Annotated in this window: 15 protein-coding genes; 6 read left to right on the top strand and 9 right to left on the bottom strand. The window is 74.4% G+C overall.

Translation table 11 applies throughout. The features are described from left to right. Position 1: 1 nt before the first annotated feature. Complete coding sequence (locus IE237_RS34125) at positions 2–667, bottom strand: response regulator transcription factor (protein ID WP_189806049.1); 666 nt, start codon at positions 665–667, stop codon at positions 2–4. A gap of 240 nt (positions 668–907) precedes the next feature. Next, entirely contained in the window at positions 908–1,600 is a 693-nt protein-coding gene (locus tag IE237_RS34120; RefSeq protein WP_189806048.1) for a DUF3000 domain-containing protein, read from the bottom strand. Positions 1,601–1,691: 91 nt separating this feature from the next. Here IE237_RS34120 and hemE point away from each other — a divergent pair, with 91 nt between their 5' ends. Next, on the top strand, positions 1,692–2,768 hold the full coding sequence (gene hemE / locus IE237_RS34115; protein ID WP_189806047.1) for a uroporphyrinogen decarboxylase: 1,077 nt from the start codon (positions 1,692–1,694) through the stop codon (positions 2,766–2,768). A gap of 24 nt (positions 2,769–2,792) precedes the next feature. On the opposite strand, the gene IE237_RS34110 is transcribed toward hemE, so the two are convergent. The 3 genes from IE237_RS34110 to IE237_RS34100 all read right to left on the bottom strand — a co-directional run bounded on the left by IE237_RS34110 (position 2,793) and on the right by IE237_RS34100 (position 5,681). Continuing rightward, positions 2,793–3,227 (bottom strand): hypothetical protein, encoded by a 435-nt coding sequence (locus tag IE237_RS34110; RefSeq protein ID WP_229843839.1) that lies wholly within the window; start codon positions 3,225–3,227, stop codon positions 2,793–2,795. 66 nt (positions 3,228–3,293) lie between these two features. Next, positions 3,294–4,667: an FAD-dependent oxidoreductase gene (locus IE237_RS34105; RefSeq protein WP_189806046.1), complete on the bottom strand. Its 1,374-nt coding sequence runs from the start codon at positions 4,665–4,667 to the stop codon at positions 3,294–3,296. Between the two features lie 9 nt (positions 4,668–4,676). Beyond that, complete coding sequence (locus IE237_RS34100; protein WP_229843837.1) at positions 4,677–5,681, bottom strand: DUF4349 domain-containing protein; 1,005 nt, start codon at positions 5,679–5,681, stop codon at positions 4,677–4,679. A 172-nt stretch (positions 5,682–5,853) separates the two neighbouring features. Here IE237_RS34100 and hemG point away from each other — a divergent pair, with 172 nt between their 5' ends. Together hemG and hemQ are read left to right on the top strand one after the other, a co-directional pair. After that, entirely contained in the window at positions 5,854–7,317 is a 1,464-nt protein-coding gene (gene hemG, locus IE237_RS34095; protein WP_189806044.1) for a protoporphyrinogen oxidase, read from the top strand. A 17-nt stretch (positions 7,318–7,334) separates the two neighbouring features. After that, positions 7,335–8,048 (top strand): hydrogen peroxide-dependent heme synthase, encoded by a 714-nt coding sequence (hemQ, locus tag IE237_RS34090; protein WP_041663021.1) that lies wholly within the window; start codon positions 7,335–7,337, stop codon positions 8,046–8,048. A 175-nt stretch (positions 8,049–8,223) separates the two neighbouring features. On the opposite strand, the gene IE237_RS34085 is transcribed toward hemQ, so the two are convergent. The 4 genes from IE237_RS34085 to IE237_RS34070 all read right to left on the bottom strand — a co-directional run bounded on the left by IE237_RS34085 (position 8,224) and on the right by IE237_RS34070 (position 12,246). Next, on the bottom strand, positions 8,224–8,952 hold the full coding sequence (locus IE237_RS34085; RefSeq protein ID WP_189806043.1) for a TIGR04222 domain-containing membrane protein: 729 nt from the start codon (positions 8,950–8,952) through the stop codon (positions 8,224–8,226). Between the two features lie 48 nt (positions 8,953–9,000). Then, positions 9,001–10,044, bottom strand: a complete 1,044-nt coding sequence (locus tag IE237_RS34080) for a TIGR04222 domain-containing membrane protein (protein WP_189806042.1) — start codon at positions 10,042–10,044, stop codon at positions 9,001–9,003. Positions 10,045–10,046: 2 nt separating this feature from the next. Further along, complete coding sequence (locus tag IE237_RS34075) at positions 10,047–11,480, bottom strand: MbnB/TglH/ChrH family RiPP precursor modification enzyme (protein WP_189806041.1); 1,434 nt, start codon at positions 11,478–11,480, stop codon at positions 10,047–10,049. A gap of 82 nt (positions 11,481–11,562) precedes the next feature. Next, on the bottom strand, positions 11,563–12,246 hold the full coding sequence (locus IE237_RS34070; protein ID WP_189806040.1) for a peptidyl-tRNA hydrolase: 684 nt from the start codon (positions 12,244–12,246) through the stop codon (positions 11,563–11,565). 71 nt (positions 12,247–12,317) lie between these two features. Here IE237_RS34070 and IE237_RS34065 point away from each other — a divergent pair, with 71 nt between their 5' ends. The 3 genes from IE237_RS34065 to IE237_RS34055 are packed head-to-tail and all read left to right on the top strand — an operon-like array spanning position 12,318 to position 14,604. Continuing rightward, entirely contained in the window at positions 12,318–12,995 is a 678-nt protein-coding gene (locus IE237_RS34065) for an AIM24 family protein (RefSeq protein WP_189806039.1), read from the top strand. After that, the gene (locus tag IE237_RS34060; protein ID WP_189806038.1) at positions 12,992–13,957 is read left to right on the top strand and encodes an ABC transporter ATP-binding protein; all 966 of its coding nucleotides are present in this window, start codon (positions 12,992–12,994) and stop codon (positions 13,955–13,957) included. Before IE237_RS34065 ends, IE237_RS34060 begins: the two co-directional genes overlap by 4 nt. Next, positions 13,954–14,604, top strand: coding sequence for an ABC transporter (locus IE237_RS34055; RefSeq protein ID WP_189806037.1), 651 nt, complete (start codon positions 13,954–13,956; stop codon positions 14,602–14,604). The genes IE237_RS34060 and IE237_RS34055 overlap by 4 nt, the downstream gene beginning before the upstream one ends. The last annotated feature ends 1 nt before the right edge of the window (position 14,605 follow it).

Here is a 14,605-nt window from a genome sequence, read left to right as displayed (position 1 = left end):
GTCAGTGGATGATGCCCGTCCGCAGGGCCACCGCGACCATGCCGGCGCGGTCGCCGGTGCCCAGCTTGCGGGCGATGCGGGCGAGGTGGCTCTTGACGGTCAGGGCGGAGAGGCCCATCGAGACGCCGATCGCCTTGTTCGACTGGCCCTCCGCGACGAGCCGCAGCACCTCGACCTCACGGCCGGAGAGCTCGCGGTAGCCGCCCGGGTGGCTCGGGGCACCCGGGGGGCGGCGGTGGCCGAGGCGGGCCGCACCGGCGCCGATGGGGGCGGCGCCGGGGCGGGTGGGGTGGCCGATGTTGGTGCGGGTACCGGTGACGACATAGCCCTTCACGCCGCCCGCCAGGGCGTTGCGTACGGCGCCGATGTCATCGGCGGCCGAGAGGGCGAGGCCGTTGGGCCAGCCCGCGGCGCGGGTCTCGGACAGCAGGGTCAGGCCGCTGCCGTCGGGCAGGTGGACGTCGGCAACGCAGATGTCGCGCGGGTTGCCGACGCGGGGACGGGCCTCCGCGATGGACGACGCCTCGATCACGTCGCGCACTCCGAGGGCCCACAGGTGGCGGGTGACGGTGGAGCGGACGCGTGGGTCGGCCACGACGACCATGGCCGTCGGCTTGTTCGGGCGGTAGGCGACCAGGCTTGCGGGCTGCTCGAGGAGAACGGACACCAGGCCTCCTGGGGGGAAGGGTGCGGGACGGAGCCGGCTCGGGGAAGAAGCCGGGGGCGAACCCGTGCTGTGAAGGGGTCACTGACTCCTTCGGCAGTTGGGCCGCCCGCCTTTAGGGAAAGATCACGATTTGGTGAGTAACAATTAGGGCAATTCGGACGCGTGATCGATCATCCTACGAGCGGCCCCCGCCCCGTCACCCTCACGAGGGACTCCGACGGGGCCCGCCGGACACGCCGCTCAGGCCCCCTGCGGCCCCCGGCGCTGGGGCAGCGAGACGACCCCCGCGCCCGTCACGGTGCCCGCCCCCGGATCGGCCGGTGCGGGGGGCAGCCCCGCGATCTGGCAGAGCAGATCGCACCAGGCCGCCAGATGCGCCCCCGTGTCCGGCACCCCGCCCAGACCCTCGCGCGGGGTCCAGGACGCCCGGATCTCGATCTGGGTCGCCGGCCTGCGGTCCGCGAGACCGCCGAAATAGTGCGAGCCCGCCATCGTGACGGTCCCGCTCGCCTCCCCGTACACGAGCCCCCGCGCCTCCATGGCCCCGGTCAGCCAGGACCAGCACACCTCCGGCAGCAGCGGGTCCGCCGCCATCTCCGGCTCCAGCTCCGCCCTGACCAGCGTCACCAGCCGGAACGTGCCCTTCCAGGCCTCGTGCCCGTCCGGATCGTGCAGCAGCACGAGCCGCCCGTCCGCCAGGTCCTCCTCGCCCTCCACGACGGCCGCCTCCACCGCGTACGCGTACGGGGCGAGCCGCTGCGGCGGCCTGGTCGGGTCGATCTCGATCTCGGGCCGCAGCCTCGCCGACCGCAAGGCCTCCACCGCCCGCCGGAAGGCGGGCGGAACCGGGTTCGTCTCCGTACTGTCCGCCGTTTCGTCCGTCCCTCGATCGCCGTCGGAATGATCGGAAAAATGTCCCTGAGCCGCAGCCATGCGGGGAAGAGTAGGCGGAACGGGGCCTCCGTGCAGGGAGGGACACCCGGCCCGGACGAGCGGCTTCCCGCCACATGCGAAGATTCTGGGCGTGAGTGCCATTGACCGCCCCACGGGCCAGCAGACGAAGCAGCAGTCGCGGACGTACGACTCCGCGTTCCTCAAGGCGTGCCGGCGCGAGCCGGTGCCCCACACCCCCGTCTGGTTCATGCGGCAGGCCGGGCGCTCCCTCCCCGAGTACCTGAAGGTCCGCGAGGGCATCCCCATGCTCGAGTCGTGCATGCGGCCCGAGCTGGTCACCGAGATCACGCTCCAGCCGGTCCGGCGCCACAAGGTCGACGCCGCGATCTACTTCAGCGACATCGTCGTCCCCCTCAAGGCCATCGGCATCGACCTCGACATCAAGCCCGGCGTCGGCCCGGTCGTCGCCGACCCGATCCGCACCCGCGCCGACCTGGCCCGGCTGCGCGATCTGACCCCCGAGGACGTCCACTACGTCACCGAGGCCATCGGCATGCTCACCGGCGAGCTGGGCGACACCCCGCTCATCGGCTTCGCCGGCGCGCCTTTCACCCTCGCGAGCTACCTCGTCGAGGGCGGCCCGTCGCGCAGCCACGAGCACACCAAGGCGCTCATGTACGGCGACCCGCAGCTCTGGGCCGACCTGCTCGACCGCCTCGCCGAGATCACCTCGGCCTTCCTCAAGGTGCAGATCGAGGCCGGCGCCTCCGCCGTGCAGCTCTTCGACTCCTGGGTCGGCGCCCTCGCCCCGGCCGACTACCGCCGCTCGGTGATGCCCGCCTCCACGAAGGTCTTCGACGCGGTCGCCGGCTACGGCGTCCCGCGCATCCACTTCGGTGTCGGCACCGGCGAGCTCCTCGGCCTCATGGGCGAGGCCGGCGCGGACGTCGTCGGCGTCGACTGGCGCGTCCCGCTCGACGAGGCCGCCCGCCGCGTCGGCCCCGGCAAGGCGCTCCAGGGGAACCTCGACCCCGCCGTGCTCTTCGCCTCGCGCGAGGTCGTGGAGGCCAAGACCGACGAGGTCCTGGCCGCCGCGAAGGACCTGGAGGGCCACATCTTCAACCTGGGGCACGGCGTCATGCCGGCCATGGACCCGGACGCCCTGAGCCGTCTCGTCGAGTACGTGCACACGCGGACGGCCGTCTGACGGCCGCCCGCGTGGGGACGGGGCTCAGGACTCGCAGTTGACGGGCGGGGCGCCGGAGACGACCCGGCAGTAGTCGATGCCGGTGCCGCCGTCGACGGTGCCCCCGTTCGTGGCGACGCGGAGGAAGTCGTTCCCGTCGCCTCCGTCGACGGCGCCACCCGGCGCGACGGTGCCGTCGACCCGGATGAAGTCGCCGCCGGTGTTGCCCCTGACGGCGCCGGCGACGGTCCCGGTGACGACGATGTAGTCGGCGCCGCCCTCGCCGCGGATCAGGTCGCCGCTGCCGACCGAGCCGCAGGTGATGTAGTCGGCGTTCGGGGTCCCGATGACGCTCGTGCCGGTGACGGGGACGCCGTTCACCCGGCACGAGGTCACCGCGTGGGCGGGCGTCGCCGTCAGGGCGACCGGGGCTATGACGAGAGTCGCGGCGCAGAGCGCACGCATCGTGTGTCGGATCATGGGATCAGACACTCACGGTGACGGCACGGCCGCAAACCGTCACCATCGGTCACTGCGCCGCTCGGGTCATTCCGCCGCCCGAACGGCCGCCACCGCCTTGCGGGCAGCGACGAGCACCGGGTCCCACACCGGCGAGAACGGCGGCGCGTACCCCAGGTCCAGAGCCGTCATCCCCTCCACCGTCATCCCCGCCGTCAGCGCCACCGCCGCGATGTCCACCCGTTTCGCCGCGCCCTCCCGGCCCACGATCTGCACCCCGAGCAGCCGTCCCGTGCGCCGCTCGGCCAGCATCTTCACCGTCATCGGCGCGGCCCCCGGGTAGTAGCCCGCCCGGCTCGTCGACTCCACCGTCACCGTCACGAACCTCAGCCCCACCTCCCGGGCGTCCCGCTCCCGCAGGCCCGTCCGGGCGATCTCCAGGTCGCACACCTTCGACACGGCCGTGCCCACCACACCCGGGAAGGTCGCGTAGCCGCCGCCCACGTTCGAGCCGATGACCTGGCCGTGCTTGTTGGCGTGCGTGCCCAGCGGCACGTGCCGCTCCCGGCCGGAGACCAGGTCGAGGACCTCCACGCAGTCACCGCCGGCCCAGATGTTCCCGTGGCCCCGCACCCGCATCGCCAGATCGGTGAGCAGCCCGCCGTACTCCCCGAGCGGCAGCCCCGCCGCCCGCGCCAGCGAGGTCTCCGGCACCACGCCCGTGCCCAGCACCACCACGTCCGCCGGGTACTCGTCCGTGTCCGTCACCACCGCCCGCACCCCGCCGTCCGGGCCCGTCAGGACCTTCGTCACCGGCGCCGAGACGACCGTCCTGATGCCGAGCCCGTCCATCGCCCGGTGCACCAGCCGCCCCATGTCCGGATCGAGGGTGGCCATCGGCTGCTCGCCCCGGGTCAGGACCGTGACCTCGTAGCCCCGGTTCAGCAGGGCCTCGGCCATCTCCACCCCGATGTACCCGGCGCCGACGACGACCGCCCGCCGCCCCGGGGTCCCGGCCAGCGAGTCGAGCAGCGCCTGGCCGTCGTCGAGGGTCTGCACCCCGTGCACCCCGCGCGCGTCGATCCCCGGCAGCGGCGGGCGCAGCGGCCGGGCCCCGGTCGCGATCACCAGCTTGTCGAAGCCCGTCCACGCCTCCGCACCCGACTCCAGGTCCCGCGAGCGGACCCGCTGCCCCGGCACGTCGATCTCCGTCACCTCGGTCCGCATCCGCAGATCGATGTCACGCGCCCGGTGCTCCTCCGGGGAGCGCGCGATCAGCTCCCCGCGCGTGGCCACGTCCCCGCCCACCCAGTACGGGATGCCGCAGGCCGAGTACGAGGAGAAGTGCCCGCGCTCGAAGGCGACGATCTCCAGCTCCCCGGGAGACCTGAGCCTGCGCGCCTGCGACGCGGCGGACATGCCCGCCGCGTCGCCACCGATGACCACCAGTCGTTCGCTCATGGGACGAAACTACTTCTCGGGAGCCTCCCGGGGGCGCGGAGCCGTCGGCGGCTCGGGCGCCCGCCGCGCCTCGGAGGCCTCCGGCGACCCGGGCGCCACCGCCGCCCCCGCCGCGTTCCGCGGGGTGTCCGGCAGGCCCGGGACGGGGGCCGCGGGGCGGGTGCGGGACGCCAGGCGCGGGCGGACGAGGCGGCGCCACAGGACGAAGAGGACCAGGACCACCGCGAGCCACGGGGCCAGCGCGGTCAGGACGATCCCGATCCAGGCCGCCGCCCCCACCAGCGCGTTCCAGCCGCCGCTCAGGGCGTCCCCGAAACCGGGACGGCCCTCCTCCCGCTCCTCCGCCGGCGCCTTCTCCGGCTCGGAGAGCCGGAGGGTGATCGTCGCCATCGTCGTCCGGTCCTTCAGCGAGGCCTGCTGGGCGAGCAGCGACTCCAGGTCCGCCTGACGGCGGCTCAGCTCGCCCTCCAGGGTCACCACGTCGGACAGCTTCTCCGCCCGGTCCATCAGCGCCCGCACCCGCGCCACGCTCGCCCGCTGGGTGGCGATCCGGCTCTCCACGTCCACCACCTGGTCGGTGACGTCCTTGGCGTCCGCCTTGCGGTCGAGCAGCTTCCCCGCGCCCGCGAGCTCGGCGAGGACGGAGTCGTACCGCTCCTGCGGCACCCTCAGCACGATCTGCGAGGTGAGGTACGTGTCGTCGATCCGCTCCGTCGACTCGTTCTCCACGTGCCCGCCCGCGTCCGTCGCCACCCGACGGGCCGCGACCAGCGCCTTCGCCGCGTCCTTCACCTCGACGGAGAGCTCGGCGGTACGGATGACGTGCTTCTGGGCCGGCGCCTTCGCCGCGGGCTTCGCGGCGGCCCCCGAGCTGCCGTCGGCGGCTCCCTCGGCCCCCGCGTCCCGGGCCCCGTCGGCGGGCTTCGCCGCCGCCATGCCCCCCTTGCCGTCGGATGCCGAGTCCGTGGCGCCCGCGCCGCAGCCGGTCAGGACCAGTGAGGCCGTCAGAAGCACCGCGGCCGTCGTTCTCGTTCTCGCTGCCCGCACGAGGAACCCCCCAAGGTGGTGGTGAGTGATGCCCCTTGGACGTACGGGCCTCCGGTTCGGGTTGCCTCCGGGCGGTAGCGATGCGGTCACGGTCCGGCCTCGGAACGGGAGCGGGCGGGCGATTTGAGAGAGTGGTGCCATGAACGCGGACACCACGGGACAGCACGCCGGGCCTCATGTCGTCGTCGCCGGAGGCGGGATCGCCGGACTCGCGGCCGCCCACCGACTGGCCCTGGCCGGCCACCGGGTGACCCTCCTCGAAGCGGACGACCGGCTCGGCGGCAAGCTCCTCGCCGGGGAGATCGCGGGCGCGCCCGTCGACCTCGGCGCCGAGTCGCTCCTCGCCCGCCGCCCCGAGGCCGTCGCCCTCGCCCGGGCCGTCGGCCTCGGCGACCGGCTCCAGGCCCCCGCGACGACCACCGCGTCCGTCTGGTCCCGGGGCGAGCTCGTCCCCATGCCCAAGGGGCACGTCATGGGCGTCCCCGGCGACCCCGCGGCCGTCGAGGGGCTCCTCTCCGCGGAGGGCGTGCGCCGTGTCGGCGGCGACCTGGAGCTCCCGCCCACCGAGATCGGCGAGGACATCGCCATCGGCGCGTACGTCGCCGCGCGCATGGGCCACGAGGTCGTCGACCGGCTCGTCGAACCCCTCCTCGGCGGGGTGTACGCCGGTGACGCCCACCGCATCTCGATGAAGGCCGCCGTCCCCGCCCTCTTCGAGGCCGCCCGCGTCCACCCCACGCTCACCGCCGCCGTCCACGCCGTCCAGCGGGCCGGCGCGGCCACCCCCGCCGACGCGGCGGGCGCCGCCACCGGCCTCGGCGGCTCCGCCTTCCTCGGCATCGAGGGCGGCATCGGCACCCTCCCCGGCGCGGTCGCCGACGCCGTCCGCGCCGCCGGAGGCGAGATCCTCACCGGCACCTCCGTGAACGCCCTGGTCCGCACCGGCGCCACCGGCTGGCAGGTCGTGACCCGGCACCGGACCTTCGACGCCGACGCCGTCGTCCTCGCGACCCCCGCCGGCATCGCCGCCGGGCTCCTCGGCGGCCACGCCCCGGCCGCCGCGGCCGAGCTCGACGAGATCGACTACGCCTCGATGGCCCTGATCACCCTCGCCTTCCGCCGCTCCGACGTGCCCGCCCTCGCCGGTTCCGGTTTCCTCGTGCCGCCCGTGGACGGTCACACCATCAAGGCCTCCACCTTCTCCGGCCAGAAGTGGCGGTGGGTCTCCGACGGCGCCCCCGACCTGTTCGTGCTGCGCACCTCCGTCGGCCGGCACGGCGAGGAGGAGCAGGTCCACCGCGAGGACTCCGACCTCGTCGACGCCTCCCTCAAGGACCTCGCCGCCGCCACCGGACTCTCCGCACGCCCGGTCGCGAGCACGGTCACCCGCTGGATCGGCGGGCTGCCCCAGTACCCGGTCGGCCACCTCGCCCGCGTCGCGCGCGTCCGCGCGGCCGTCGCCGCCCTCCCCGGACTGCGGCTCGCGGGCGCCGCGTACGACGGCGTCGGCATCCCCGCCTGCGTCGCCTCGGCCCACCGCGCGGCCGACGAGATCATCGCCACGTCGAAAACGACCGACCCCGGTGCGGGGCACTCCCTGTGACGGGCGAGAATAGGCGTATGAGTGCGCCCGAAAAGATCCCGAACGCCGGTAAGAAGGCGAAGGACCTCAACGAGGTCATCCGCTACACCCTGTGGTCCGTCTTCAAGCTGCGCGACGTTCTCCCCGAGGACCGCGGCGGTTACGCCGACGAGGTCCAGGAGCTGTTCGACCAGCTCGCGGCCAAGGACATCACGATCCGCGGCACGTACGACCTGTCCGGTCTGCGCGCCGACGCCGACGTCATGATCTGGTGGCACGCCGAGACGAGCGACGAGCTCCAGGAGGCGTACAACCTCTTCCGCCGTACGAAGCTGGGCCGCGCTCTGGAGCCGGTCTGGTCGAACATGGCGCTGCACCGCCCCGCCGAGTTCAACAAGTCGCACATCCCGGCCTTCCTGGCCGACGAGAACCCGCGCGACTACGTCTCGGTGTACCCCTTCGTGCGCTCCTACGACTGGTACCTGCTGCCGGACGAGGACCGTCGCCGCATGCTCGCCGACCACGGCAAGATGGCCCGCGGCTACCCCGACGTCCGCGCCAACACGGTCGCCTCCTTCTCGCTCGGCGACTACGAGTGGCTCCTCGCCTTCGAGGCCGACGAGCTGCACCGCATCGTCGACCTCATGCGCCACCTGCGCGCCTCCGAGGCGCGGATGCACGTCCGCGAGGAGGTCCCGTTCTACACCGGCCGCCGCAAGAGCGTCGCCGACCTGGTGGCGGGCCTGGCCTGACGGCCGTAGATGAACCTGGTGGCGCGCCCGGCTTCCGGCCGGGCGCGCCACCCCTTGACCCGGAAGATCAGACGGCGGGCGGCACCATGTGCCCGCCGCTCCAGCGACACCGGGTCCGGCTCCGGGTGCGGCGCGCGTCACGCGCGCCGCACCGGCGTCATTTCCGGGCCCTTCCTCAGGCCCGCAGCGCCGCGCGGAGCTCGGGCTCCAGGACGGCGGGACCGCGCGTCGCGAGCGCCGTGAGCGGGTCGGTCCGCGACAGCCCGGACAGCAGCCGCTGTCCGGCATGGGACGCCCAGCGAGTGTACGGATACACCTCGATCCGGCCGATCAGCAGGCACAGTCCCGACCCGAGCAGCGGCAGCCCGAAAGCGGCGACGACCAGGGACCGTTCGGCATCCGGCACCAGGAGCGCCGCGACCGTCCCGAGCAGCAGCGTCAGCAGGAACCCCGCCCGTACCGCCCGCACCCCGGCCGCGATCTCCCGGCGCCCGTCCTCGGAGACGGCGAGCCCCCGGTCCACCAGCCCCTCCGCGAGGAGACGTACGGACTCGGCGGCGGCGACCACCGGACGGACGGCGGGAATCGGCGACTGCCCGCCGGGCCCGATGGCACCGAGCACCGCGCGCTCCAGCTCGTCCCCGCCGGCGCCGGTGGTGTCCACGACCGTCGCCCAGCCGGTGTGGGCGAGCAGCAGCCGGCGTTCCCGGTGCATCGACACCAGGGTCAGATCGGTGACCCGGAGCGGCCCGCCGGCCAGGTAGGCCGCCTCGCACACGGTGAGTTCCTCCGCACCGCCCGGCACCGCGTGGGGCCGGGCGGCGGCGAGCGAGGCACGGCAGACCCGCGCGCAGCCGACACCGGCCGCCACGAACGCCACCAGGAGGAGCGGAACCCAGACCATGTCCCGGTTCTACGGGAGGACGGACGGTCCCGCCACCCGAATGGGCGCTCAGCTGCTGGAACTCGAACAGGAACTGGAGCTGGAGCTCGAACACGAGCTGCTGGAGCTGGAGCAGGAACTGCCGCTGGAGCAGGAGGAGCCGGAGGAACAGGAGGAACCCGAGGAGCAGGACCCGGACGAGCAGGACCCGCCGCCGCCCGAGCAGGAACCACCCCCGCCCCCGCCTCCTCCGCAGGAGCTGTTGGTCGCGCACCACTCGGTCGCCACCCCGAGGGCGGCCGCGTCCGAGGACGAGAAGTGCGACGGGGAATGCGACGGGGAGTGCCTCCTGCCGCGCTGGTTCCGCCGCGGCGGCGCGTAGTACCGGGCGGCGGCGACCAGCTGCTCCCGGAGCACCGGGTCCGGCACGGCCCGCAGCCCGTGCAGCGCCACGAGATGGCCGGCGTCCGTGAGGTGAGCGTGGGCCCGCCCGTACGCGAGCACCGCGCGGCGGCCGGCCGGGGTGACCTGCCGGGCGGAGAGCGACCCGCAGACGATGCCGGTGATCAGCGCGGCGAACAGGATCGGCGCCACCTTGAACACGAACGGGAGCCGGAACTCCATGTCGGAGGAGAAGTCGATCACCGTGAGGACGATCGAGACCGGGAACAGGGCGAAGGCCGTCACGGCGAGGACGCCGCACCAGCGGGCCGTGGTCCGCCGCGTGGCCGGGCCGACGACCAGCCCGCGCCCCGCGAGGCCGTCGCCGATCTCCTGGACCGCCGGGTGCCGCATCACACCGAGACGCAGGTGGTGCAGCGCCCCGTGCGGGGCGGCGGCGAGCTCCTGGAGGACGGCGCGCTCCACCGGGTCGTGCGCGGTGGGACGGACGACCGCGACGATGCCGGGGCCGCCGATCGCGAGCCGGCCGTCCGCCTGGAGGGCGGCGAGGGCGGTGTCGACGACGCGGGCCGGGCCGCCGTTGAGGAAGGCGACCTCGTACCGGTCGTGGACGGGCCCGCCGGGACCGCCGCGCGTCCGGACGAGCCGGGTGATGACGAGGGCGATGCCGACGGCGCCCGCGAGGTACATGAGGACGAGCAGCAGGTCCATGGTCATCTCCGTACGAGGGCGTGACGGGCGGCCCGGACGAGCCGGGTGGCACGGCCCGGCGGGCGGCTGCCGGAACGGTCCTGCCACCACTCCGTCAGCCTCCGCCGGGCCGCCGGGTCCTCCGGCCGCCCGGCGAGCAGCAGGTGCTCCACGAAGTCGAGGGCGTCCCGGCGGTAGCCGCCGGTCATGGGACGGGACCGGGCGTACGCCAGGAACGCCGGCCGGAAGCCCTTGCCGAGGATCTCCGGCAGCTCCGGCGCGACCTTCGCGACGACCCCGGCCCGCTTGGCCGCGAGGGCGCGGCTCTGGACCGCGACGCGCCGGGTGTCGAACCCTTCGGGCACGGGGGTGCCGGCGACGAGCGCGGACAGGAGGGCGGCCTGGGTCACGGCCAGGCGCTGACGGGCGCCGGCTCGCGGGGCGGGGGGCTCCGTGACGGGCTCCTCGACGACAGGGGCGGCAGCCGGCATCGGGCCTCCCGAGACCCTTGCTCCCGCGCCGATCAGGAGCGAAGCCTCTCGGGGTGCGGGTACGAGGGAACGGGCGCCGTGCGCGTGGGCTGCGCCCACCCTCCCCCGGACTTCGTCCGGGGGGACCCCCATCGCCCTTCCGGAACGTATGCCCACAGCGGTCCGGATGACCGCCAGCTCCCGGGCCAGCTCCTCCTCCGGCGGGAAGTCGTCGTCCCGCTCCAGGAGCACACCCGGCGGCGAGACCCGTGACGTGAGGTCCGCCAGGACGTCGAGGACCGCTCGCGGTACCGGGTGGGCGTGGGTGTCGTGCCAGACGCCGTCCCGCTCGACCCCGCCCGCCACGTGCACGTACGCGATCGCCTCGACCGGCAGTTCGGACAGGGCCCGGGCCGGGTCCTCGCCCCGGTTGACGTGGTTGGTGTGCAGGTTGGCGACGTCGATGAGGAGCCGTACCCCCGTACGCTCCACCAGCTCCGCCAGGAACCGGCCCTCCGTCATCTCCTCGCCCGGCCACGAGATCAGCGCCGCGACGTTCTCCAGGGCGAGCGGCACGGGCAGCGCGTCCTGCGCGATGCGCACGTTCTCGCAGAGCACGTCGAGCGCGTCCCGGGTCCGGGGCACCGGCAGCAGGTGACCGGCCTCGAGCAGCGGGGTCGCGGTGAGCGGCCCCCCGGCCCGTACGAACGCGATGTGCTCCGTCACCAGCGGCGCCCCCAGAGCCACCGCCTTCTCCCCGAGCGCCGCGAGCCGCGCCGGGTCCGGCCGGTCCGCACCGCCGAGCCCGAGCGAGACGCCGTGCGGGACGACCGTCACACCGCGCTCGCGCAGCCGGGTCAGGGAGTCGGGCAGATGGTCCGCGCAGATGTTCTCCGCGACGACCTCCACCCAGTCGACGCCGGGCAGCGCCTCCACCGCCTCAGCGATCTCGGGACGCCAGCCGATGCCGATGCCGAGTTCCGTCATGTCCCCCTCCTTCGGTCCTCAGTCCCTCACCTGATGGCCCAGGCGGCACCGTTCGAACCCCAGGAGAGGGACCTTCAGAGCTTCATTTGAGGTTCGGGAAGGCGGACACCACCGTGCACGAGCCCGGGGCGATCTCCGTGAAGCCCGCGTCGCGGACGACCGGCAGGCCGCTCGTCGTCAGGCCCGCCCAGTCCTCGGCCGCCGCCGTCCGCACCGCGAGCGGGAAGCCCGCCTCGTGCCAGGCCTTCCGGTCGGCCTCCGGCATCGCCCACCACAGCAGCTGCGCCCCGTGGCCGGCCTGCGCCATCGCCTTGCCGGCCGACATGTCGAGCTCCGGATTGAGCCAGAGCACGGCCGCCCCCTGCGGTACGGGGCCGGGCGCGGCCGGGTCGTCGAGGTCCGTGCCCGACACCTGGAGCTTGGCGAGCTCCTTGGGCCAGCCGTCGAGCGGGACCGGCGGGAAGACCCGCACCTCCGCCTCCGCGCCGGTGACCGTGATGCCCGGCAGCGTGTTCGCCCGGCGCCATTCCGCGCCGCGCGCCCGGCGCACCACCTTGCGGATCCGGGCGTCCTGCCAGTCGGTCATGGCCTGCGCCCACTCGCCTTCGCCGAGGGCGCGGTCGTCGGTGAGGATCTCCAGGACGGCCCGCGCCGCGGTCTCCAGGGCGTCGGTACGGCTCGGGGGCGCGTCGCGCTCGATCCGGACGACCAGGGGGAGGACGAACTGGGGCTTCTCATCGCGGAGATCGGTCTCGTTGCTGCTCACCCGGCAAGTCTGCCATCGTGGTGAGGAGCGATTCTTGTGGGAATCAGTCCTTCCGGGCCAGGATGCCCCTCATGAAGAGCGATCTTTTTGCGGGCGAGCACCTCGCCGAGGCGGCGACCTTCCCGGGGATGACCCTCCAGAACGCCAAATCGGTCAAGTACACCGTGAACGGCGAGATGCACGCCCGCCAGGGTTCGATGATCGCTTTCCGCGGCGACCTCCAGTTCGAGCGCAAGGGCCAGGGCATCGGTGGCCTGCTCAAGCGGGCCGTCACCGGCGAGGGCCTGGCGCTGATGGCCGTACGCGGCCAGGGCGAGGCCTGGTTCGCGCACGAGGCGCAGAACTGCTTCATCGTCGAGATCGAGCAGGGCGAGGCCTTCACCGTCAACGGCCGCAACGTGCTCTGCTTCGACTCCACCCTCCACTACGACATCAGGACCGTGAAGGGCGCCGGCATGACCGGCGGCGGCCTCTTCAACTCCGTCTTCTCCGGATACGGCAAGATCGCCCTGATGTGCGAGGGCAACCCGATCGTCATCCCGGTCAGCCCGCAGGCCCCGGTGTACGTCGACACCGACGCCGTCGTCGGCTGGAGCGAGCAGCTCCACACCTCCCTGCACCGCTCGCAGTCCCTCGGCTCGATGATCCGCGGCGGCTCGGGCGAGGCGGTGCAGCTCAAGCTGGAGGGCCAGGGCTTCGTCGTCGTCCGGCCGAGCGAGCTCACCCCGCAGAAGCACTCCTCGAATTGAGGCTGGAGCACGTCGGGCGGCGGCACGGCCTGCGCGGCCCGTGGGTGCTGCGGGAGGTCTCGCTCACCCTGCCGGCCGCCGCCCTGGTCCGGGTCGTCGGCACCAACGGCAGCGGCAAGTCCACGCTGCTCCGGCTGCTCGCCGGGGTGGACGCGCCCACCGAGGGCCGGGTCGGCGGCCGGCCGGCCCGTACCGCCTACGTCCCCGAGCGCTTCCCCGCCGCCCTGCCGTTCACGGCCGTCGACTACCTGGTCCACCTCGGACGCGTCCAGGGCCTCGGCCGGGCGGCGGCGCGGGCCCGGGCGGGGGAGTGGCTGGAGCGCTTCGGAGCCGGCGAGCACGCCGGAACGGAGCTCGCGGCGCTCTCCAAGGGCACCAGCCAGAAGGTCGCCGTCGCCCAGGCGCTCCTCGCCGATCCCGCCCTGCTCGTCCTCGACGAGGCCTGGACCGGCCTCGACACCGGCGCCCGCGCCGAACTGGACACCGCAGTCCGCGAACGCCTCGCGGAGGGCGCGACGGTCGTCTTCGTCGACCACGACCCCCGCCGCCTGGAGGGCGAGGCGCTGGTCGTCCACGGGGTGGGCGAGGGGCGGGTGCGGGAGCTGACGCCTCCGGTCGCGGCGGCGGGGCACGCGCGCGTGGCGGCGGGGCCGGCGGGGCTGGCGCGCGCGGCGGCGGCCGGGCTGGTCCCGACCGCGCCTGCGCTGCCGGCGGCAGGACCCGAGCCGACCGCCCCCAGGGTTTCGGCGACCCCCGCCGGGCCCGCACCTCCCGTACGGATCACCGTCTCCGGCGGCCGGTCGCTTCCCTCCCTCCTGCCCGGGAACCCCACGACCGCCCCCGGCCCCGACGGCACCACCCTCCTCACCGTGGACGCGGCGCACTCCGACGCCCTCCTGGGCGCGCTCCTCGCCGCGTCCTGGCACGTCCACCACCTCGGCACCGAAGGCGTACGGGTATGACGGCGCTCCTGCGCTACCAGTCGGGTCTGCTGCTCCGCTCCCAGCGCTGGCTGGCACCGCTGCTCCTGTACGCGGCCTTCATCGGCGTCGGGGTCCAGGCAGGCGAACCGGTGCTCGGCGCGCTCGGGTTCGCCTCCGCCGCCCTGCTCCCGGTGTCCGCCTGGTCCGTGCGGATCTGCCTCACCCAGGAGCCGCCCGCCGCCCGGAGCGTGGTCGCGGCGGCGGCTGGCCGGGGCCGCGCGCATCTCGCGGCGCTCCTGACCGGCGCCGCCTGGCCGGTCCTCGTCGGCACGGTCGCCGTCCTCGCGGTGACGGCGATCGCCGACCGGCGCGGGGTCACCGCGCTCGCCGCCGCGACCGCCGGGCTGCTCGCGGCCCTGGCCTGCGCGCTGACGGGAGCGGCCGTCGGCGCGCTGACCGCGCGCCCGTTCCTCCGGGCCCCCGGCTGGTCCCTCGCCGCCCTCGTGCTCGGTTCGCTCCTGGCGCTGGTGACCACCGGCTCCCCGGCGAAACACGCGATGACCGCCCTGGTCACCGGGGCCCGGACGGCGACCGCCGACCCGCCCTGGCTCGCCTGCGGCGGCGCGCTGCTCCTCGCCGCGGCGGCGTCGGCCCTCGCGTGCCGGGCGACGGCGCGCCTGGAGTGAG

It is taken from the genome of Streptomyces tanashiensis (assembly GCF_014648895.1).
Lineage (GTDB): Bacteria > Actinomycetota > Actinomycetes > Streptomycetales > Streptomycetaceae > Streptomyces > Streptomyces tanashiensis.
Note: the sequence above shows the minus strand (reverse complement) of the source record. Positions and strands in the feature narration are given on the sequence as shown.